The sequence below is a fragment of the Pseudomonas sp. GW821-FHT02C04 genome, assembly GCF_059421845.1.
Window position 1 is genome coordinate 316,168 of the sequence record NZ_JBWKVT010000001.1, and the last position, 23,654, is coordinate 339,821.

At 63.5% G+C, this 23,654-nt stretch carries 5 protein-coding genes; all 5 read left to right on the forward strand.

Annotated features, from left to right (window positions below; all coding sequences use genetic code 11):
• Positions 1-552: 552 nt before the first annotated feature.
• From AC07VV_RS01360 to AC07VV_RS01380, 5 genes are read left to right on the forward strand one after another with little or no spacing between them, the layout of a single operon-like run.
• Complete coding sequence (locus AC07VV_RS01360) at positions 553-9,561, forward strand: amino acid adenylation domain-containing protein (RefSeq protein WP_495034948.1); 9,009 nt, start codon at positions 553-555, stop codon at positions 9,559-9,561.
• A complete protein-coding gene (locus tag AC07VV_RS01365) occupies positions 9,558-13,670 on the forward strand; it encodes a non-ribosomal peptide synthetase (RefSeq protein ID WP_495034949.1) in 4,113 nt (1,370 codons plus the stop codon). Before AC07VV_RS01360 ends, AC07VV_RS01365 begins: the two co-directional genes overlap by 4 nt.
• Positions 13,667-22,765 carry a hybrid non-ribosomal peptide synthetase/type I polyketide synthase gene (locus AC07VV_RS01370; protein WP_495034950.1) on the forward strand — a complete coding sequence of 3,033 codons (9,099 nt, stop codon included), beginning with the start codon at positions 13,667-13,669 and terminating at the stop codon, positions 22,763-22,765. The genes AC07VV_RS01365 and AC07VV_RS01370 overlap by 4 nt, the downstream gene beginning before the upstream one ends.
• Positions 22,762-23,448 carry a hypothetical protein gene (locus AC07VV_RS01375; protein ID WP_495034951.1) on the forward strand — a complete coding sequence of 229 codons (687 nt, stop codon included), beginning with the start codon at positions 22,762-22,764 and terminating at the stop codon, positions 23,446-23,448. Before AC07VV_RS01370 ends, AC07VV_RS01375 begins: the two co-directional genes overlap by 4 nt.
• The gene (locus AC07VV_RS01380; RefSeq protein WP_495034952.1) at positions 23,441-23,647 is read left to right on the forward strand and encodes an MbtH family protein; all 207 of its coding nucleotides are present in this window, start codon (positions 23,441-23,443) and stop codon (positions 23,645-23,647) included. The genes AC07VV_RS01375 and AC07VV_RS01380 overlap by 8 nt, the downstream gene beginning before the upstream one ends.
• Positions 23,648-23,654: the final 7 nt, after the last annotated feature.

Below are 23,654 nucleotides of genomic sequence, written 5' to 3' on the forward strand. Positions count from 1 at the left end.
TCCATGTCCCTTTGATGTCGTCACAATGGTGCAGGAAATCTCCGATATTTATTTCGCACGTTTCCTACATTTTGTTTGCCTCTCCAGCAAAAAACGTGGTTATTATCCGGCGGCGCTTCGGGTCACAAACCCGGCGCCAGAAGATTGCCGTGCGTCTACAGACCCGGCAGTCGCAGCCGATCGGGACCACCCTGGCGCTGTCACCCACCGCGCAGGTTGTTCCTCGTCGTTGACCCTCAAATGGAAGTCGAGGTTTCAATTGATCACGCGGTTTGCAATCGACGATGCAATGAGCAGGGCGACGGACGTCGTCAACGATTCTGTCATCTCCCCAGCTGCCTGCGCGGACCGCGCCGCGGTGTTCTTCGCCAGCCTTTCTCCCCCCGGTTTCCTGTGTGTGCCTGCGTGCGACGCGAGTCTGCATGCGCGTGCCGCGCCATCTTCCTGAATTCGAATGACCGAACCGGTACCTGATACCGGGGCCTGACTGGCAGGGCGCGTGCTGTCTCTGCCTGATCACAAAAATAATGCAGTCATGGACGGTAGCCTCCGATGCTCGACAACACTTCCTTGCGTGGGACGAATCCCGCGCAGCCCGACGTTTCATCCTCGATTCCGTTCGACACCGATCTGTGCGTGCACGGTCTGTTTGAAGCGCAGGTGCTGCGCAACCCCGAGGCCATTGCCGTACGTTGGCAGGAAGAGGCGCTCAGTTACCGCGATCTCAACACCCGCGCCAACCGCCTGGCCCATCACCTGTGCAGCCTTGGAGTCGGGCCGGACGTGCGGGTCGGGCTCTGTATTGAGCGTTCACTGGAAATGCTGGTTGGCGTGCTCGCGGTGCTCAAGGCCGGTGGCGCCTATGTGCCGCTGGATCCGGCGTATCCGACGGCGCGGCTGGCGCACATGCTGGCCGACAGCGCGCCGCCGGTGGTGCTGACCCAGAGCCAGGCGCGGCATGTCTTGTTGGCCGCGCTTGAACAATCGGCCACTGCACCGACGGTGCTCGACCTGGGCGATTCAACACATTGGGCTTCACAGTCACCTGACAATCCCGATCCCTACGCGACAGGCCTGACACCCCGGCACCTGGCCTACGTGATCTACACCTCGGGTTCGACCGGCACCCCGAAAGGCGTGATGGTCGAGCATCGCGGGCTGATCGCGGTGAGCGCTGCCTGGGCACGACTCTATGCCTTGGGCGAGCCGATCAATCACCTGCAAATGGCCGGTTTTTCCTTCGACGTGTTCAGCGCCGATCTGATTCGTGCGTTGGGGTTTGGCGGCACGCTGGTGCTGTGCCCTCGGGACACTTTGATGGACCCGCCGGCCCTGTATCGCCTGATGCGCGAAGAGCAGATCGGTTTTGCCGACTTCGTCCCGGCGCTGCTCAATCCCTTGCTGGCCTGGGTCGAAGAGACCGGCCATGACTTGTCGTTCCTGCGCACCGTGGTCTGCGGCTCGGATATCTGGACTGCCCACAGCGCGCGGCAATTGCGCAGGCTCTGCGGTGAGCGGGTGCAGATCGTCCAGGCCTATGGCGTGACCGAAGCGAGCATCGACTCCACCTGTTTCGAATTCACCGACACCAGTCAGGTCGACGCTGTACTGCCCATCGGCCGGGCACTGCCCAATACCCGGATCTACCTGCTAGACGAGCAATGCTTGCCTGTTGCCGAGGGGGTCGCGGGCGAGTTGTACATCGGTGGCGTCGGCGTGGCGCGCGGTTATCTGAACCTGCCGCAACTGACCGCCGAGCGTTTCATCGACAACCCGTTCGTGGCGGGCGAACGCTTGTACCGAAGCGGGGATCTGGCGCGTTACCGCACGGACGGTCAACTGGAATTTCTCGGCCGCAACGATTCCCAGACCAAGCTGCGCGGTCTGCGTCTGGAGCTGGGAGAAATCGAAACCCGGCTGGCGGACGTTGCGGGCGTGCGTGAGAGCGTGGTGCTGCTGCGTCAGGACGGCCTCAGTGAACCTCGACTGGTCGCTTATTACTGCGAAAAACCGGGCACAACGCTGAGCCCTCGTTCCCTGCGTGAGCAGCTGCAAACCAGCCTGCCGGACTACATGGTACCGACCGCATTCGTCCGTCTGGATGCGCTGCCGCTGACCGCCAACGGCAAGGTCGATCGGCCGAATCTGCCAGCTCCGGACGTCGAGGCATTCGATCAGCAGGAATACCAGGCGCCACAGGGCTCTTTGGAAACTGCGCTCGCCGCGATATGGACCGAAGTGCTCGGCGTCGAACGGGTCGGGCGTGAGGATCAGTTCTTTGCCCTCGGTGGTCACTCGCTGCTGGTGATGCGCGTGCTGGCACAGGTTCGCCACACACTGGGGCTGGAAGTCGCGCCTTCGACGCTGTTTGCCGCGCCCGTTCTGGCAGCGTTCGCCGAACGGCTGCAGGCCAGTCAGGCTGCGGCTCGTCCAGCCATTGCGGCCCTTTCACGGTCGGGCGCGCAAACGTTGTCGTCTGCCCAACAGCGCCTGTGGTTTCTGGCACAAATGGAGGGTGGCAACGCGGCGTATCACATGCCGCTGAACCTGCGTTTGCGGGGTTCGCTGGACGTGGCGGCGCTAGAACGCAGCTTCAATCAACTGGTGGCGCGCCATGAGGCGCTGCGCACCACCTTCATCGCCGTTGAAGGGGAAGGGCGGCAGCAGGTTTCACCGCCTGCCCACAGCCTTCGACTGACCGTAACCGATCTGCAAGGGACTGATGCTCAACAGCGTCTCACTCGGTTGATCGACGAGGAGGGCGCCCGGCCGTTCGACCTGAGCCGTGGCCCGCTGATGCGCGTAAGTCTGGTGCGACTGGCGGCGGATGACCATGTGTTGCTGCTGACCCAGCACCACATCATCTCCGACGGCTGGTCGATGGGCGTGCTCACCCGCGAGCTGGGTCAGCTGTACGCAGCGGCGTTGCAGGATCGCGACGATCCGCTGCCGCCATTACCCGTGCAGTACGTGGATTACGCCGTGTGGCAGAAGCAATGGCTGACCGGTGAAGTGCTGGAGCAGCAAAACCGCTATTGGCGCGAAACCCTCACGGGCGCGCCGGTACTGCTGGAGTTGCCGACGGATCACAAGCGTCCACCCGTGCAGGATTACCTCGGCGGCTTTGTCCCACTGGTCTTCGACGAAGCGTTGACCGCACGCCTGAAAGCCCTGGGCATGCAGCAAGGCACCACGCTGTTCATGAACTTGCTGGCCGGTTTTTCGCTGCTGCTGTCACGCCTGTCGGGGCAGGATGATGTGGTGATCGGCGTGCCATCGGCCAACCGTCCGCAGCAGGAACTGGAAGGGTTGATCGGCTTCTTCGTCAACACCCTGGCCCTGCGCATGACCCGATCGGGTTCGCCGTCGGTGGCGCAATGGCTGCAACAGGCGCGGAGGGTCGCGCTGGGAGCTCAGGAACATCAGGACCTGCCGTTCGAGCAAGTGGTGGAGTTGCTCAATCCGCCGCGCAGTCTGGCCCACAGTCCGCTGTTCCAGGTGCTGTTTGCCTGGGAGCAGGATCAGGATTCCGATCTGCTGCTGACCGGGCTTGAAGTCACGCCGGTCGAGAGCAGTCATCACGTGGCCAAGTTCGATCTGCAACTGGCGCTCCATGAGCGAGACGGACAGATTGTCGGCGGTCTGGAATACGCCTCTGGCCTGTTTGAACGCGGCACTGTCGAGCAGTTTGGCGAGTACCTGCGTCGGGTACTGACGCAGATGGTCGAGGACAGCGAGCAGTCGCTGGCGGGGATCAAGCTGCTGAGCGCCGAGCAACATCAGCAGATTGTTCATGACTGGAACTGCACTGCACGCGATACGTCGTCACTGCCCGATTGCGTGGCGCGATTCGAGACCCAGGCTCGGCAACGTCCCGAAGCCGTGGCGCTGCTCGCCGAGCGCGAGCAACTGAGCTACGGCGAACTGAATCGAACCGCCAATCGTCTAGCGCATTACCTGATCGACCAAGGCGTCGGCCCCGAACATCGCGTCGGCCTGTGCCTGGAACGTTCGCCACAAATGGTCATCGGCCTGTTGGCGATTCTCAAGGCCGGCGCGGCGTACGTGCCATTCGACCCGGCTTACCCGAACGAACGTCTGGCGTTCATGTTCAGCGACGCCACGCCGACCTTGCTGTTGACGCAATCGAGCCTGATGGCCGGGCTGCCGGCTAACGAGGCGAAGATCTGCTGCCTGGACACTGACGCATCGCAATGGTCACAACACCCAACTGATGATCCGCAGGTCACGGTGAGCCCGGAACATCTCGGCTACGTGCTCTACACCTCCGGCTCCACCGGGCGCCCGAAAGGTGTGGCCCACAACCGTCGCGCGCTGGATAACCTGATCGCCTGGCAACTCGATCAAGGCACGACACCGCAGCGCGTGCTGCAATTCGCCTCGCTGAACTTCGACGTCTCTTTCCAGGAAATCTGCAGCACGCTCTGCCAGGGCGGCAGCCTGTTGCTGATGACTGAAGACAGTCGCAAGGACCTCGCCGCGCTGCGCCCGACCCTGGTGGCCGAAGGCGTGCAACAGGCGTTCCTGCCGTTCGCCGTGTTGCAGCAACTCGCCGGCCTGACCGAGGCCGATGCACCGATGCCGGCCGGCGGCTGCGAGATCATCACCGCCGGTGAAGCCCTGCAAATCAATGACGAGCTGCGCGTTTTTGTCCGTGGGCTCGGTGGCGCGCAACTGCACAACCAGTACGGGCCGACCGAGACCCATGTGGTCAGTCAGTTCAGTCTCGACTGCAACGAGGTTGAATCCTGGCCGGACGCGCCGCCCATTGGCCGTCCCATCGCCAACGCGCGGCTGTACGTGCTGGACGAGCATCTGAATCCGGTCCCGGTCGGCGTGGCGGGCGAGTTGTATATCGCCGGCGCCTGTCTGGCCCGTGGTTACCTGAACCGTCCGGACCTGACCGCAGAACGCTTCCTGCCGGACCCGTTCAGCGACGAACCGGGCACGCGGATGTACCGCAGCGGTGATCTCGCGAAGTTCCAGGCCGACGGCAACGTGCAGTACCTGGGTCGCATCGACCAACAAGTCAAACTGCGTGGCTTCCGCATCGAACTCGGCGAGATCGACAGCTTGTTGCACCAGCAACCCGGCGTGCAGGAAGCCGCCGTGTTGCTGCGTGAAGACGTGGCCGGTGACAAGCGTCTGGTGGCCTACGTGGTCGGCACCGCGACCAGCGAATCCCTGCGCGCCGAACTGCAACACCAGCTGCCCGAACACATGATCCCGAATGCTTGGGTCCGGCTTTCGCAATTGCCGCTGACCCGCAACGGCAAGCTCGACCGGCAAGCGCTGCCGGCACCGGAACGCAGCGCCGGGGCGACTTACGAGGCGCCGCGCAACGACATCGAACGGCAAATGGCCGAGATCTGGGCCGAAGTGCTCAAGTGCGAGCGGGTCGGTATCCACGACAATTTCTTCGACCTCGGCGGCCATTCGTTGCTGGCGACGCGGATGATCTACGCGATCAACCAGCGCATGGGCGCGCAACTGTCCCTGAGCAGCCTGTTTCAGACCCCGGTGTTGAGGGATCTGGCGGCGCAGGTTTCGCGTGAAGATCAGAACGTTGAACCGGCGTTCATCCAGATCGAGCCGGATCGCGGCAATCGGCATGAACCCTTCCCGCTGACCGATATCCAGCAGGCCTACTGGTTCGGGCGCGAGGCCACGGTCAGCCTCGGCGGCGTCAGCGCCCATGGCTATGAAGAACTGCGTATTCCCGGGTTCGACGCCGAGCGTTTCGAACAAGCCCTGAACCGCATGATTCTGCGCCACGACATGCTGCGCGTGGTGTTCCTCAGCGACGGAACCCAGCAAGTGCTGGCGCAGGTGTCGACCTATCGCATGCCCCGCAGCGACCTGCGCGGTTTACCCGCCGAAGAGGCGCAGCGCACGCTGGAAGCAACCCGCGAACGCCAGTCCCATCAGGTGCTGGACGCCAGTCGCTGGCCGCTGTTCGAGTTCAGCCTGTCGCTGCTCGATGACGGAATCACCCATTTGCACATCAGCCTGGATGCGCTGATCGTCGACGCCGCGAGCACGCAGATTCTCGCCCGCGAACTGATGGCGCTCTACGTCGATCCGGCGCTGGAGCTGGCCGAACCGGGCCTGACTTTCCGCGACTACGTGCTGGCCGAACAGCAACTGCGCAACGGCCGCCGCTACGAGCAGGCGCTGGGCTACTGGCGCGAGCGGGTGACCACTCTCGCCCCGGCACCAGATCTGCCGCTGGTGCGCCAACCCGAAAGCATTGCCAACCCGCACTTCACCCGCCGCGACCGCGACATGTCGGCTGCGCAGTGGACTCAGCTCAAGGCCGTCGCCAAGCAGTTTGCGGTGACGCCGTCGGTGATGCTGCTGACCGCGTTCAGCGAAGTGCTGGCGCTGTGGAGCCGCACGCCGCGTTTCACCTTGAGCCTGCCGCTGTTCAACCGCATGCCATTGCATTCGGATGTCGACGAAATCATCGGTGACTTCACCTCGCTGGTGCTGCTGGAAGTCGGCATCGATGGGACACAAACCTTTACCGACAAGGCCCGCGCGGTACAGGCGCAGCTGTGGCGCGACATCGACCATTCGGTGGTCAGCGGTGTGCGGGTGCTGCGTGAATTGTCCCAGGCCCGGGGCGTGCAGCAGACGGCGATGCCGATCGTGTTCAACAGCACGTTGTCCGAGGCGGCGCCGGAACTGGCCGAATTCAACCTGGCCGACGCGTTGAATGCCAAGCACATGCACAGCATCACCCAGACCCCGCAGGTGTGGCTCGACCACACGTTGCTGGAGCTGGAAGGACGCCTGTTGTTCAACTGGGACAGCATCGACGAGCTGTTCCCGGAAGGGATGATCGAGCAGATGTTCGTCGCCTACAACGCGCTGCTCGACAGCCTCTGCGAGCCGGCGGCCTGGGGCGCGAACACGCCACAACTGCTGCCGCAGGCGCGGTTGCCGGCGCCGGTCGACATTCAGCAAACGCTGCCATTGATGCACGAATTGTTCGAACGTCAGGCCCTTGTCACGCCGGATGCACTGGCGGTGATCGGTGTGCGACAGCTGACGTACTCCCAGTTGCGCAACGAGGCCCGGCAACTCGGCGCCCGACTGCAAGCGCAGGGCGTGGTAGCGAACCGGCTGGTCGCGGTGGTGATGGAGCGCGGTTGGGAGCAAGTGGTCGCGACCCTGGCGATTCTGTATGCCGGCGGCGCTTACCTGCCCATCGAGCCAAGTCAACCAGCGGAACGGCTGCGGCATATTCTGGAACGGGCAGAGGCGAGTCTGACCCTGACCCAACCGGCGTTGCTCGACAAAGTCGAATGGCCGGCGCAGGTTACGGCCATCGCGGTGACCGATGAAGTCTCAAACGATGCATTGCCACTGCAACCGGTTCAAGTGAGCGAAAGCGACCTCGCTTACGTGATCTACACCTCGGGCTCCACCGGCCAGCCGAAAGGCGTGGTGATCGACCATCGCGGTGCGGTCAACACCTTGCTCGACATCAACCGGCGTTTTGCCGTCGGCCCGACCGACCGCGTGTTGGCGATCTCGTCGCTGAGTTTCGACCTGTCGGTCTATGACTTCTTCGGCACGCTGGCCGTGGGCGCGGCGGTGGTCATCCTCGACCCGCAACTGACCCTCGATCCGGCGCACTGGCTCGAATTGATCAAGCGTCATCAGGTCAGCCTGTGGAACTCGGTGCCGGCGCTGCTCGGCATGCTGGTCGAGTACGTGGAGGGCGAGGGCGGCGCGTTGCCTGACAGCCTGCGGGTGGCGATGCTGTCCGGTGACTGGATTCCCCTGACCTTGCCCGAGCGGGCCTGGACCCTGCAGCCGGATTTGCAACTGATCAGCCTGGGCGGCGCCACCGAGGCGTCGATCTGGTCGATCTCTTATCCGGTGAGGCACGTCGACCCGGCCTGGCGCAGCATTCCCTACGGCAAGGCCCTCGATCATCAGCGCTTCTACGTGCTGGATGAAGCGCTGCAAGTCCGCCCGACTTGGGTCGCGGGGCAGCTGTACATCGGCGGCATCGGTCTGGCCAAGGGGTACTGGCGCGATGAAAAGCTCAGCGCGGGCAGTTTCTTCAACCATCCACTGACCGGCGAGCGGCTGTACCGCACCGGTGACCTGGGGCGCTTGCTGCCGGATGGCAACATCGAGTTCCTCGGTCGCGAAGACAATCAGGTCAAGGTTCAGGGCTATCGCATCGAGCTGGGCGAAATCGAAGCCGCGCTCAATCGTCATCCCGGCGTGCAGAGCGCGGTGGTGCGCATCCTTGGTAGCACGCTGGGCGAGAAACGTCTGGCGGGTTATGTGCTCAAGGCCGATCCGGCGTTGCAGGCCAGTGACTTCACCGACTACCTGACGGACAAGCTGCCGGCGTACATGATTCCGTCGTCGTTTACCTTCGTCGAAGCCTGGCCGTTGTCCTCAAACGGCAAGGTCGACAAGAAACGCCTGCCGGAACCAGAGCAAATCGTGGAACAAGGCCCGGCGCTGGAAGTCGAGGGCCCGCAGGAACAGCGGCTGGTGGAAATCGTGCAGGGCGTGCTCAAGCGCGAATCCATTGCCGCCAATGCCAATCTGCTGAACCTCGGCGCAACGTCGATCGATATCGTCAGGATCAGCAACGCCTTGTCCGGCGCCTTGCAGTTCCGCCCGCATGTGGCGCAATTGCTGGCCCAGCCGACGTTGCTGCATCTGCTTGGCATGTACCGCCAGAACCGGGCGCGGCAGGAACTACTCGGCAACGTCCAGCAGACACCGGAAGCCACGCCGGAAATCATCGAAGATCCGCAGCAGCGGGCGCAGTTCAAAGCCGAACAGCGCGGACGCCGCGACTTCGCTCAAACCTTGCCGGAGGTTGCACTGGACTTGCCGCAAGACCCGGCTTTTGCAAGGCGTTTGAGTGATTACCGCTCGGTGCGCCAGTTCGGCGAGCAGCCGATTGCGACTCAAGCCTTCGCGCATGTATTGGCGGCACTGGCGCAGGGGCAGCTCGATGGTGAGGTGAAATACCAGTTCCCGTCGGCGGGCGGCCTTTACCCGATTCAGGCCTACCTCTACGTCAAACCGGATCGCGTGCTCGGTGTGCCCGGTGGCGCGTATTACTACGATCCTCGCCAGCATCGCTTGCTGGCGCTCCAGAGTGGATTGCTCGACCCGGACACCTACGACTACTTCGTCAATCGCCCGGTGTACGAGAACGCCGCGTTCTCGCTGTTTTTCATCGCCGACATGGCGGCGATTCGTCCGTTGTACGGCGAGCGCAGCCGTGACTTCTGCCACATCGAAAGCGGCGCCATGGCGCAACTGCTGAGCATGACCGCCGTCGAGCAGGGCCTTGGCCTGTGCGGAATAGGCTCGGTCGAGGAGCAGCAACTGACGGCGCTGTTCGACCTCGGGCCAAGTCATGAATTGATCTACTCGATGATCGGCGGGCTACGCACGGCCGATGAGCAGCACCGCGCGCCGGTCGAGGCATTTGCCATCGAACCTGTGACCGCAAGCCAGGACGACGAAGACATGGAGGAGTTCGAAGTATGAATGCCGATCAATTGCTGGCGCTGTTCGCTCGCCATGGCGTGGTGCTTGAAGTGGACGGTGACAGGCTGCGCTGCAAGGCGCCGCGAGGGTTTCTCGCCGAAGAACTGACCCAGGCGCTCAAGCGTCACAAACAGGAACTGATTGTCTTGCTCGGTGGCCGGGATGACGCCGTGATTTCCCGCCGTGTTGGCGAAGAAACGGCATGGCCGCTGTCGTTCTCGCAGCGACAACTGTGGTTTCTCGATCAGCTGGAGCCCGGCAATCCGTTCTACAACGTGCCGACGGCGGTGACGCTAAAAGGGCAACTGAACGTCGCGCTGCTGGAGCGGGCGCTGAACGAACTGATTGCCCGCCACGAAGTCCTGCGCACGACGTTTTGCAGTGTGGAGGGCGAACCACGTCAGGTGGTGTATCCGTCGATGCCGCTGTCGTTGTCGGTGACGGATCTGCGCCAGTTGTCAGTCAGCGAACGTGAAGAAAAGGTCCGAATCGCCGTCGAGCAGGACGCACGGGCGCCGTTCGACCTGGCCACCGGGCCGTTGCTGCGCGCGTCGTTACTGCGCGTGGCCGACGACGAATACCTGTGGCTGTACAGCGTGCACCACATCATCGCCGACGGTTGGTCGATGGGCGTGATCCTGCATGAGGTCGCCACGTTGTACGGTGATTATCTGCGTGGCGAAACACCGAGCCTGGCGCCGCTGCCAGTGCAATACGCTGACTACGCCTGCTGGCAGCAACAGCGAGTGGGCGGTGCCGTGCTGGACGCTCAACTTGATTACTGGCGTCGTGCCTTGGACGACGCGCCGCTATTGTCGACCATGCCCACCGACCGCCTTCGACCGTTGGTGCAGCGCTATGTCGGCGCCACGTTCAGTTCCTCCGTCGATGGCGGCACCTTGCGCGAACTCACGGCGCTGGGCCGGCAAACCCAGGGCACGCTGTTCAACGTGCTGCTGGGCACATTGGCGGTGTTGCTGTGGCGCCACAGCGGTCAGCAGGATCTGTGCATCGGCACGCCGTTCGCCAACCGCAATCGCCCGGAAATCGAGCCGCTGATCGGTCACTTCGTCAACACGCTGGTGCTGCGCCAGCGCCTGAATCCGCAGCAGACCTTCGCCGAGCTGCTGCGCGAGGTGCGTGGCCAGATGCTCGACGTCCACGCCCATCAGGACGTGCCGTTCGACCGCGTGGTCGAGGCCGTCAACCCGCAGCGCGATCCCGGTCATTCGCCGTTGTTCCAGGTGATGCTGGTGCTGCAGAACACGCCGGGCAAAGCGGTGCAGATGCCTGGCCTGGAACTGGCGCCGTACGGCACCAGCAGTGCCACGGCCAAGTTCGATCTGGCGTTTGAATGGGTCGAGCGGGAAGGGCGGTTGGACTTGCTGGTGGAATACAACACCGACCTCTACGACGTTGCGACCATCGAGCGCCTGAGCGGGCACTACCGTCACTTGCTTGAGCAGATCGCCGCCGACGCCAAGCAACCGATCAATGCCTTGCCGTTGATGAACGAGGCTGAGCGTCAGCAGGTGCTGGTCGACTTCAACCGCACCGCACCACTGACGCAAACGGCGTCATGCGTGCACCAACTGGTCGAGGCGCAGGCCGCGAGCAACCCTCAGGCCTGCGCGGTGGCCTTCGAGGGCGAATCCCTGAGCTACGCCGAGCTCAATGCCCGGGCCAACCAACTGGCGCGGCACTTGCGCACGTTGGGTGTCGGCCCGGATGTGCGCGTGGCGGTGTGCATCGAGCGTTCAATCGAGTTGCCGGTGGCGCTGTTGGCGGTGCTCAAGGCCGGAGGCGCCTATGTGCCGCTGGATCCGGATTATCCGCTGGGGCGCTTGAGTCATATGCTCGGCGACAGCACACCGGCGGTGTTGCTGACCCTCGGCTCGGCGCACGGGATATTGCGTAAGGCACTGCAAGGTTCGACCTGGGAAGCGCCGATTCTCGACCTCGAAAAAGATGCCGCGAGCTGGGCGTCCTTGCCTGCCGACAATCTCGATCCGCGCCATGTCGGCGTCACCCCTGATCATCTCGCCTACGTGATCTACACCTCGGGCACCACCGGTTTGCCCAAGGGCGCGATGGTCGCTCACCGTGGCCTGAGCAATCTGCTGCTGTGGTGTTTGCAGGTCTGCGGCGAAGCGGGGGCGATGCTGCACAAGATCCCGTTCGGTTTCGATGCCTCGGCCTGGGAGACGTTCTGGCCGCTGGCAACCGGTGGGCGACTGGTGATTGCACGGCCCGGCGGACATTACGAACCGGCCTATCTGGCCCGCGAGGTGCGAGAGCAGCGGGTCACGGCGTTGGTGTTCGTGCCGGCGATGTTGCAGCTGTTTCTGGACGTCGAAGAAGTCAGCCTGTGTGCTTCGCTGACCGATGTGTTCAGCGGCGGCGGTGAACTCCCGCCAGCCCTGGCCCGGCGTTTTCAGGAGCGCCTGCCCCATGCTCGGTTGCACAACGTCTACGGCCCGACCGAAACCACGGTGATCAACAGCGTCTGGACCCTGGAGCCCGGCGCCGAGGTGCCGGCCCGGCAACTGCCGATCGGCCGGCCGATTTCCAATAACCGTTTTTACGTACTCGATGACCGCGATGAGCCAGTGCCGGTGGGCGTCACCGGGCAATTGCACATTGGCGGTGTCGGCGTCGCTCGGGGTTATCTGGGGCTGGCGCAGCTCAGTGCCGAGCGCTTTATCGACAATCCGTTTGTGACAGGCGATCGGCTCTATCGCAGCGGCGATCTGGCGCGCTATCGGCCGGACGGCCAACTGGAATTTCTCGGTCGCAACGACTTCCAGGTCAAGTTGCGCGGCGTGCGTCTGGAACTGGGCGAGATCGAAACCCGGCTCGAAGCGTTTCCCGGCATCCGCAGCGCCGTGGTGCTGATGGTCGGCGAAGCGGCGCAGGATCAGCGACTGGTGGCCTGCTGTGTGGTCGCCGAATCGATGGATGAAGCGGCGGTTCAGGCTTATCTGGCGACGACGCTTCCTCGTGCGGTGGTCCCCGGCAGTTATCTGTGGCTCGACGCCTTGCCGCTGACCGCCAATGGCAAGGTCGATCGGACTGCCCTGACGGAGTTGGCGGATGAGGAAATGGTCAATCGTCAGGTCAACCTGAGCAGCCCGCGCGATCATATCGAACTGACGCTGTACCAGATCTGGAAACGCCTGCTGCTGGTACCGCAGATCGGCATTCGCGACAACTTCTTCAACGTCGGTGGCACCTCCATCGCCGCAATCAAGATGGCTCATGAAATCAGCCAGGTGTTCGCGGTTGAGATGCCGGTGCGCGTGGTGCTCAGCTACCCGACCATCGAAGCGCTGGGCGGTTGGCTGCGTGTCGGGGCCAACCCGGCGGTGGCGCAGGGCAATCTGATCGAGTTCCGTCGAGGCACAGGGCAGCGCAACGTGGTGTGCATCCACCCGGCGGGCGGTACGGCGTTCTGTTATCTGTCGCTGGCCAAGGTGTTGCCGGATGAGGCCGGCGTATACGGCGTGCAATCGCCGGGGCTGAATCCGGGGGAGAACACCGAGCCGACGGTCGAAGCAATGGCCGAGGCCTATCTGCGGCTGATCGAACCGCTGACCGCTCTACCGTTGATCCTCACCGGATTGTCGTTCGGAGGGCTGGTGGCCTATGAGATGGCTCGGCTGTTGACGGCGACGGGGCATCGTCAGGTGACCGTGGTGCTGCTCGATACCCAGGGCAGCGACGATCCGGGTTTTCGCGAGCAGATCGGCACCGTGGACATGGCCGAGTTCCGCGACAAACTGGTGCGCTTCAACGGCATGTATCCCGGTATCGAAGATGCGCAGGTGGAGCGCTATTTCCACATCTACAACCACAACCGAATGGCGATGGCGGCCTATGAATGTGCGCCGCAAGCCCGGCGTGTGGTGCTGATCCAGGCGCGGGAGGATTTCAGCCGTCATCAATTGCATGAACTGCGCGGATTCTGGCGTCGCCGCGCGGGCCACGGCTATTTGGCGAAACTGGTCAGCGGCGGGCACTGGGACATGCTCGAAAGCGCGGAAATCCATCGGGTCTCGCAGATCATCCGTCGGGAGCTGCAACGCTTCGACGCGCAGGAGGCGAAATGATGAACGCGTCCAATGACATGACGTTGCTCGCGCGTTTTGCCGAGCAAGTGCGGCGTAATCCGCAAGCCCCGGCGGTGATCGATCAGTCGGTCACGCTGACCTACGCCGAACTGGCCAGCGCCAGCGAGCGCATCGCCCGTGGGTTGCTGGCGCGCGGCGTTGAACCCGGTCAGTCGCTGGCGTTGTGCATGCCGCGTTCATGGCAATGGTTAGCGGCCATTCTCGGCGCGCTGAAAGTCGGCGCAGTAGTGGTACCGCTGGATCGAGCCAGTCCGCTTAAACGCCGGGAGTTGATGCTGGCGGATGCGGCGTGTGTCGGCCTGATTACCCAGGATGAGCAATCGCTGTGGTCGCCTTCATTGTGGCAAACCAGCGTCGAGGCCTTGCTCGATCAACCGGACGTTCCGCCGCAAGCGCTGGCTGAAGACTTCGCCGAGGTGATGTTCCTGTTCTACACCTCGGGCACCACCGGCACGCCGAAAGCGGTTGAGGTTGGCGAACGCGGCTTGCTGCGCCTGGCGCACACCGACGGCTATATCGAGATTCGTCCGGCGGACCGGTTTGCCTGTCTGTCCAACCCAGCGTTCGATGCGTGCAGTTTTGAACTGTGGGCACCGCTGCTCAACGGCGGTTGCTGCGTGATGATCGCCGACGAGGACGTGCTGGATGCACGCCGTCTGGCCGAGGTGCTGGAGCGGACGCGGGTCGACAACCTGTTCATGACGGTGTCGCTGTTCAACACCTTGATCGCCGAGTGGCCGACGTGCTTCTCCAGCGTGCGGCAGGTGCTGATTGGCGGTGAGCAGATCAGCGCCGCTGCCGTGCGTGCGTGGTACCGCGCCAACCCTGAGAGCCAGTGCCGGATTCATAACGTCTATGGCCCCACCGAATGCACCACGTTTGCCCTGTGCTGGTCGATCAGCCGTGACTTTGCCGGCGACTCGGTGCCCATTGGCCGACCACTGCCGGACACCGGCGTGCAGGTGCTGGATGAGCAGCAACGGCCGGTGCCGGCGGGAGAGGTGGGCGAACTGTATTTGAGTGGCAGCGGCGTCGCCCGTGGCTACCGCAACCGCCCTGAAGAAACGGCCCGTCAGTTCGTCCGATTGCCCGACCTCGACGGTGGCGCACACGTCCATTACCGCACTGGTGATCTGGTGCGGTGCAATGCCGATGGTTTGATCGAGTGTCTGGGACGGGTCGACCGTCAGGTGAAGATTCGCGGTTTCCGGATCGAACCGGGGGAGGTGGAGCAGCGGATGCTGGAGCATCCGGGCGTGGCGCAGGTGTATGTCTGCACCCAGCGCCAGGCGGCTGAAGATCATCAGATGCTGGCGTTTATCGTGCCGCGCGGGGAGCTGGACTATCACGCATTCGAAACCCACTTGCGAGCGCAACTGGCGCCGTATATGCGCCCGCATCAGTTGTTCCTGCTGGAGCGCCTGCCGCTGACGGCCAATGGCAAGATCGATTGCGACGGTTTGCTGGGTCAGGCGCTGACCCCATGGCACTCAGCCTTGGTGGCCATGGAAAACGACAACGCTTCACCGGCGCTGGACTGGTTGCTGGGTCAGGCGCGTTCGCTGCTCGGTCAACCGAGCCTGAGCGCACAGGATGACTGGTTGGGCAGTGGCGGCGATTCGCTCAAGGCCATGCGTCTGCGCTCGGCGATTCGTAACCGTTGGCAGCGCGAGATCACCATCGACAGGTTGCTCAATGAACCGTTCTCGGCGTTGGCCGAGCAACTGACCGCTGAGCTGACGGGGCCTTCGATCTATCCGTCCGCGCCACCGATCTGCACGGCCCGACGCTTGCCGGCTACCGCCGAACAGCGGCGCTTGTGGCTGTTGCAGCAACGTACGCCGAACTCGACCGCTTACAGCGTGCCGCTGATTTTGTATCTTGCGGCAGGTGTCGATCTATCAGCGCTGGCCGAGGCTGTGGGACGTCTGGTGCTGCGCCATCCCGGATTGCGCACGGCGTTTGTGGCAGGTGCCGATGGGCTTGATCAGGTGATCGCCGAGCACGGCCCAGCCTGCCGAACCTTCGCCGTCGGGCATTTCACCGAAGACAACTGGAAGGCGTTCGCAGAACTGGTGTTCAGCACACCGTTCGACCTGAGCACCCCGAACCTGTTTCAGGCGTGGCTGTTACCGTTTGCCGATGGCAGCTGCCGGCTGTTGCTGAACCTGCATCACATCATCGTCGATGGCTGGTCGGTGAACCTGATGTTCGACGACCTGACGCAGCTCTACACCGATGCTGTGCAAGGTCGCGAAAGCCCTGAGCCGTCAGCACGCCTGACGACGCTGGAGTTTGGCCAGTGGCAGCGTCAGTGGGGCGTCGATCCGCATTATCGCGATCAGCGTCGTGCCTTGGCCGAGTTGCATCGTCGGCAGGAAGAACCGTCGCCCGCGCTGATGCCGATGCGCGACGTAACCCCGGACGCCAGACTGCACCGGGAACCGTTGGGCGCCGTACGCAGCACCGCCCTCGAACGCTTTTGCACGCAACAGCGACTGACCCGTTTCGAAGTGCTGTTCAGTGTCTTCGCCTGGAGCCTGTACGCCTTGACCGGTCGCGAGCGGCCACGGATCGCCAGCCCGGTGTCCAATCGACCGCTGGCGGAGTTCGAGGACAGCGTCGGCATGTTTGCCAACACTGTGCTGATCCCCACCGCCGTAGAGCACGTACTGACCCTCGGCGAGCAGTTGCGCAAGCAGACCGCCACCGTGCGTGAGGTGCTGGCGTTGCAGGACGTGACGCTGGCGGATCTGGTGGAAGATCTGCGGCTTTCATCGAATACCGCACTGTTCGATTTCATGTTCGTGCTGGAAAACACTGATTACGCCGCACTGGCCGACTCAAACCTGCACGCCACCCTTGAGTTCAACGAACACCTGCACGCCAAGTGTCCGCTGACCTTGTTGATGGTGGGCAGCGCTTCGCAGCTGGAGTGCTGGTGGGAATTTCAGTGCAGCTATTTCGATGGCGAACAGATGAGCACGCTGAACACGCTGTTCCGCCGTGGTCTGGACTTGTTGCTGGAAAACCCGGCGGCCACGCTCGACAGTCTGCTCGGTCCCTATCGACACGGTTTGGCTCCGGCCAGTGAAGGGCCGAAGGGCGAGCTGCCGTTCAATACACTTGCGGACTGGTTCGAGCATCAGGTGCTTTGCACGCCGGATGTGGTTGCGTTGGTTCAAGGTCAGCGCCGCCTCACCTATGGCGAGCTGAATGGACTGGCCGACGCTCTGGCTGCTGACTTGGTCGAGCGTCATCCGTTGCCGGCCGGAAATGCTCCGTTGCATGTCGTGCTGTTTCTCGATGCCTCGGTAGAACACATCGTCGCGTTGCTGGCGCTGGCCAAACTCAACCTGACGGCCGTGCCGCTGGATCCCGCTTACCCGATGGCGATCCAGCGTCAGGTGCTGGAGCAGGCGCAGCCGCATTGTGTGCTGTTCAGCGACGCGACCGAAACGGCGCTGGCTGACCTGAACGCGGGACGATTCGCCGTGCACCGGGTTGATCTGCGTTCGGAGACAAGGCCATTCAAGCGCCCACGTCATGCCGGTGAGCGACCGCTTTACACGCTGTTCACGTCCGGCTCGACTGGCACACCGAAAGGTGTGCAAGTGTCGGAGCGCACCCTGTGCAACCTGCTGCAATGGCAGCGTACGGAAGGGCAGTTGCCGGCGAAAGCGGTGACCTTGCAGTTCTCCATGCTGTCGTTCGATGTGTCGTTTCAGGAAATTTTCAGCACCCTCTGCGGGGGCGGCTGCTATCACCTGATCACGCCGCGCTGGCGTCAGGATGCCGAGGCGTTGCTGGGTTACTTGGTCGAGGCGCGGATCGAACGGTTGTTCCTGCCTTACGTGGCCTTGCAGCATCTGGCGCAAACCGCCGTGGCCCGGGGCATTTATCCGTCGGCGTTGCGTGAGGTGATCACTGCTGGCGAGCAATTGCTCTGCACGGACGCGCTGCGCAACTGGTTCGGCGGCATGCCGCAAGCTTCGTTGTTCAACCACTACGGCCCGACCGAAACCCATGTGGTCAGCGCCTTGCGCCTGCCGCCCGTGGCGCGGGACTGGCCGTTGCGCGCGCCGATTGGCCATGCCGTTGGGAATGCCCGGTTGCTGTTGGTCGATGAGCACGACCGCCCGGTGCCGAACGGCTGCCGTGGTTACCTGCTGGTGGCGGGGCCGATGGTTGAGCGTTGTTATCTGGCAGATCCTGCGTTGAATGCGGCGCGGTTCGTCGAGTTGGCAGAGGGTCGCTTGTTCTATCGCACCGGCGATCTGGCGTGGGCCGATGCCCAAGGCTGTCTGCATTACCTGGGACGTGACGATCAGCAGATCAAACTCAGCGGCCATCGTCTGGAGTTGGGGCAGATCGAAGCGGCGCTGATGCAGGTGCCGGACGTGGTCAACGCGGTGGTAGCGGTTCAGACCGATCCACCGCGACTGACCGCGTGGCTGCAACTCGATGGCGAGCCTGCGACGTCGCAACAACTGGACCGGCAGGTCGCGCAACGGCTGCCGGCCCATGTGCGAATCGATGAATATCGGCGGATCGACGTCTGGCCGCGCACCCCCAGCGGCAAGATCGACCGCAAGGCCTTGCCGGCTCTGGGCGAAGCGCTTGAGCGGCGCAGCACGCCACAACCGGTTGTTCAATTGACCGCACTGGAGCGGCAACTGAGCGAGCTGTTCCAGGCAGTGATCGGGCGGGACATCGAACCGGAGCAGACCTTCTTCGAGGCTGGTGCCACCAGCCTCGGCCTGATGCGCCTGCATGCGCGTTACGCTCAGGAACTGCCGCACAAGGTGACGATGGCCGACCTGTTCGAACACGTCACGATTCGACGTCTGGCGGCGCATCTGTCGACCGCGCCAGTGGCGCCGGTAGAGCGAGTACGACAAGCCGATGCAGACCATCAACCGATGGCGATCATCGGCATGTCGGTCAATGTGGCCGGGGCGCAGAACTTGTCCGAGTTCTGGGCGATGGTGGAGGGCAATGGGTTGGGCATCGAGCGCTTTGCCGCCGAAGACGGCCTGGTCGGCGCCCGCAGCCAACTGGCCGGCATGCTCGATTTCGATCCCGAGTACTTCGGCATCAGCCGCCAGGAAGCGCGGCTGATGGACCCGCAACAGCGGCACCTGCTGATGGGCTGTGTGCAGGCGCTGCAACACGCGGCCATCGTTCCGTCGGCGGACGGTCCGCGCATCGGCCTGATCGCCAGTTGCGGCGAAACCACGTACTTCCAGCAGATGCTGCGCGACACGGCTGAAGGCGATTTGCCGGACAGCTTCCAGATGGCGCTGCATCACGACAAGGACTTTCTGGCGACCAAAGCCGCGTATCACCTGGACCTCAACGGCCCGGCCCTGAGCGTGCAGGCGGCGTGCGGCAGCTCGCTGATTGCCGTGCACCTGGCCAGTTCGATGCTGCGTCAGGGCGACAGTGACGTGATGTTGGCGGCCGGGGTGTTGATCGATCCGACTCTGACCGATGGCTACCGTCATCGCTCGCAGCACATCTTTTCCGCCGATGGCCTGTGCCGTCCATTCAGCGACGACGCAAGCGGGACCATCGGCGCCAGTGGTTATGGGGTGGTGGTGCTCAAGCCGTTGGCCAGGGCGCGGGCGGATGGCGACCGGATCTACGCGTTGCTCGAAGGCTCTGCGCTGAACAACGATGGCCGGGCCAAGATGAGCTACACCGCGCCGTCAGTGGCCGGGCAGAGCGCGGTCATCAGCGACGCCTTGAGCCGCGCCGGATTGACTGGTGCCGACATTGGCTACATCGAGGCCCACGGCACCGGCACCTTGCTGGGGGACCCGATCGAAGTCGCGGCGTTGACCAAGGCCTTCGGCGAGGCGCCGGTCGGCAGTTGCGCGCTGGCCTCGGTGAAGAGTCAGATCGGCCATTTGGGGGCGGCAGCCGGGGTGGTGGGGCTGATTCGCGCAAGCCTCGCGGTGTTCCATGGCGTGCTGCCGCCGAATCTCGGGTTCGGCCGGATCAATCCGCAGATCGATCTTGAGCATTCGCCGTTCTACGTGCCGACCGCGTCACGGCCATGGCCGGAAGGGCGACGGCGTCTGGCCGGTGTCAGCAGTTTCGGGATCGGTGGCACCAACGCCCATGTGATTGTCGGCGCCGCACCCAAGGCGCAGGACTTGGCCGAGGAAACGCTGTCACTGCTGATGATTTCGGCCCACAGCCGATCCGAATTGCTGCGCGATATCGCAGCGATCGGAGAGTATCTGCAAGCGCATCCAGAGCAGCACACTGCGTTGCTGCGCCACTTGCAGTCAGGTCGCCGGCAACTGCGCTGGCGCTTTGCGATGGTCTGCCGGCCAGGTGATGAAATTCCTTTGCAGCCGACAACAATCAAAGAAATCACCGCGTCGGGTGCACAGATGATCGCCCGTGATCATTCACCGCAGGCGTTGCTTGAGGCCTGGTACGAAGGCGCAACTATCCAGTGGCCGCAGCGCTCGGCGCCGCCGCCGTGGGATTTGCCGCCAGCGTCGTTCGATCTTCAGACTTATCGGTTTCAACCCGCTGTCGAAATCGTTGCCCCCGTTTCGGCAGGCATCGAGCGGCAACCGCTGGCGCAGTGGTTCCATCAGCGGCAGTGGGTGCGTGTCCAACGCCTGAACACCAAGGCAATGGACGGCGCACGAGAAACGCTGATTCTTTGCAGCCATGAAGCGCCCAACTCGACGGTGCTGGAGCACCTGCGGGCTGTTTATCGACGCGTGGTTCAAGTGCGCGCCGGAAATGGCTTCAAGCAACTGGGTGCTGATCGATTCGAGCTTGATCCGCTGGATTCCGAAGCATTGGGCCGCTTGCTCACCGAAGTCGTAGAGCCTGAACTCGGCGAACTCGACTGGCTGCACACCTTGCCGCTGGCGGTGTCAGGCGCAGTCAACGAGCAGACTCTGGATCTGGCGCAGTGGGCCTGTCTGGACACGGTCAGCGCGCTGATGCAGGCCTGGGGGCAGACCGCACGGACGACACGCCTGCGGTTGTGGTTGATGTCGTGGCAGACGTGCCCGGTGGACGGCGAGGTTCGGCGTCCCGAATTGGCGGCACTGGCCGGGATCACCGAAGTGGTGCCGCAGGAATACCCGGTGCGTTGCCACTGGCTGGACTGGCCGTCGCCGCACCTTGATACGCAGGCCGGGGAGTTGGCGGCGTTGCTTGGCGATCCGGTCGCGTTGCCTCGGCGGATGGCGGTGCGTGACGGTTACCTGTGGCAGCCACGACTGATATCCCAGCCATTGCCGAGCCTGGCGACCACCTCCAGCCTGTTGCCGGACGACGGCACGTTTCTGGTGCTGGGCGGCACGGGCGGGATCGGTCGGACCCTGTGCGAACACCTGCTGCAAGCGCCCGCGCGGCGTGTGGTGTTGCTCTCCCGACAAGGTGAACTGCCTGCAAATCTGACGGCTTATGCGTCGCGAATCGACTGCCTTCAGGCGGACATCGCTGACCTGTCGCAGTGGCCGCAGGTAGGCGATCAACTGGCCCGGCGCTACGGTCAACTGACCGGGGTGATTCACGCGGCGGGTGTCGGCGCAGGCAGCCTGATTCGCCACCGCGATGCCCGGCAGATGGCCGAGGCGATGGCAGCCAAGACCCGCGGCATGCTGGCGGTCGAAAGCCTGATCGAACGGCTTTCGCCGGGCTTCGTCCTGTACTGCTCGTCGATGTCGGCACTGTTCGGCGGCGCGGGGCATCTGGACTACTCGGCGGCCAGCGGTGTGCTCGACGGCTTTACGCATTACCGGTCGGATTCGGCCAGTGCTTGCCTGCGCCTGGGGATCAACTGGGACATCTGGCGCGACATCGGCATGGCCACGACCAGCAATGGCGGGGACGCTGCGCACCAGGAACATCTGACGGTCGGCTTGGCGGCCGAAGAGGGTTGTCGGGTGTTCGATCTGGCGATGGCGGCGCAGTTGCCGCAATTGCTGGTTTCCACCACCGGCATCGACACGGCGCGGCGCTTCTATCCGGTTCGCCACGGCGCCGTTGCCGCGGCGGTTGCAGTGCCGAAAGGCGTGGATCTTTCCGTGCGCTTGCGTGAGTGCCTTTGCAAATGGCTCGGCGTGACGGATCTGGAGGACGACGATTCGCTGTACGACCTGGGCGCGGATTCGCTGACGTTGCTGGACCTGATCGACGAGTTGCAAGCGGCCACCGGCGAGGTGTTCCAGTTGTCGCAGTTCAGTCACAAGGTCAGCCTGAGCGAAGTGTTGGGGTTGGTGAAAGCCTGCTCGGTCGAGGCGCCAACTGCCACGCAGGGCAGTTGGAACGGCGCGGTGCGGATCGATCAGTGGCATGTCGGCGCCGGTCGCGAGTGGCTGTACCTGATTCACCCGGTGGGCGGTGATGTTCAGGCCTACCGGGAGCTGGTTTCGGCGCTGCCGGCCGATCTGGGGGTGTGCGTGATTGCCGACCCTGCGTTGCGTCTGCCGACGTTGCCGAACATCAGCATCGTCGAGCGAGCCCGGTTGTATCTGGAGGCAATCAAGGCCCACCTCCCGGACGGTTGCGTCTGGCGCCTGGCGGGCTGGTCGTTCGGTGCCTGGGTGGCGCAGGCGCTGTGTCTGCAAGCCAAGGCTGACGGTTTCAGGCAACCGCTGCTGTACCTGATCGATCCACCCGCGCCGGATGCCGGTGCGGAACTGGCCGGCATCGACGAGCGGACCATCGAACAGGTGTTCCAGCGTGAGTTCGCCCAGCGCTGGCCTGACGTTGAAGGGCAGGGGATGTCCGAGGAACGTCAGGCTTATCTGCAACGGCTGACAGTGTGCTGTCGCAACAATATGACCAGCATGGTCGATTTCCAGCCACCGGCGTTGGCCGCCACAGCGGTGCGGATGTTCATCGCCGGGCACGCCAACCCCTATGGGCTGGGCAACGCCTGGAGCATGGATGACCTGCAACGCAACTGGCAGGCATTGCTGCCGCAGTTGCAGAGTTGGCAGCGGCTGGACACCGATCACTACGGCATCGTGGCGGGACGTTGGGCGCGGATGCTGGCCGAGGTCATTGGCACGGAGGGGCCGTCGATATGAATGAGCCGATCTTGATGCCTCGGTGGTTGTCGACCTTGGCGCAGGTGCTGTGCGAAGAGCAGCCCGAAGTCTTGCTTCAAAGGATTTACAGGGTCGATGAACCGCAGTCGCTTCGGCGGGTTCATCGCTGGCAAGCCGACGTGGTGCTGCAGATGCTCTGCGAGGCACTGCCGGAACATCGGCCAGCGCTGCTCGCGCTGCAAAGCCTGCATCAACGGGCGGCGCTCGGCTTGTCCGGGCGTCAGGGCGAATGGCGGGCCACGCTCAAACCGGTGTTGCTGGCGCTGTATCGACGGGCGTACGCCTACGACGCGGCGTACGCCCAGGCCCATGCCAGTGCGATGACATACGGTCTCGCGCCGACCAACACCGCGATGATCGCCGAGCACTTCGGCGATGCCGAGGCGTTTGCGGTGTATTACGCGCAGTTGAATACCGAAGCCAGTGCCACGGCGTTTGCCCAGGCCCATGGGAGTGCCAATGTGGAGGTTTCGGCCAAAGCATTCGCGACTGACGATGCTGAGGCGTACGCGCAGGTTTGCGCAGCGTCGGCGCGAGTCTACGTCTGGGCCTGCGCGCAGACCGACGAGCAACGGCGTGTGCTGTTCAGCCACCTCGCAGAAGGGCTGGCCCTGCACCTGACAACGCTGCAATCCCATTCAACAGGAGAACGACATGAATGACGCACAGCTGCAATTCGACGTGGTGATCAATGCCCAAGGCCAGTATTCCCTGTGGCCGGCGGGCAAGCCGATGGCCAGCGGCTGGAATGCGGCCGGGATGCGTGGCGAACGCCAGGTCTGTCTGGACTACATCAATCAACACTGGATCGACATGCGACCACGGTCGTTGCGCGAGAACCTGTCGGCGTCGTTCCAATAAAAAAGGG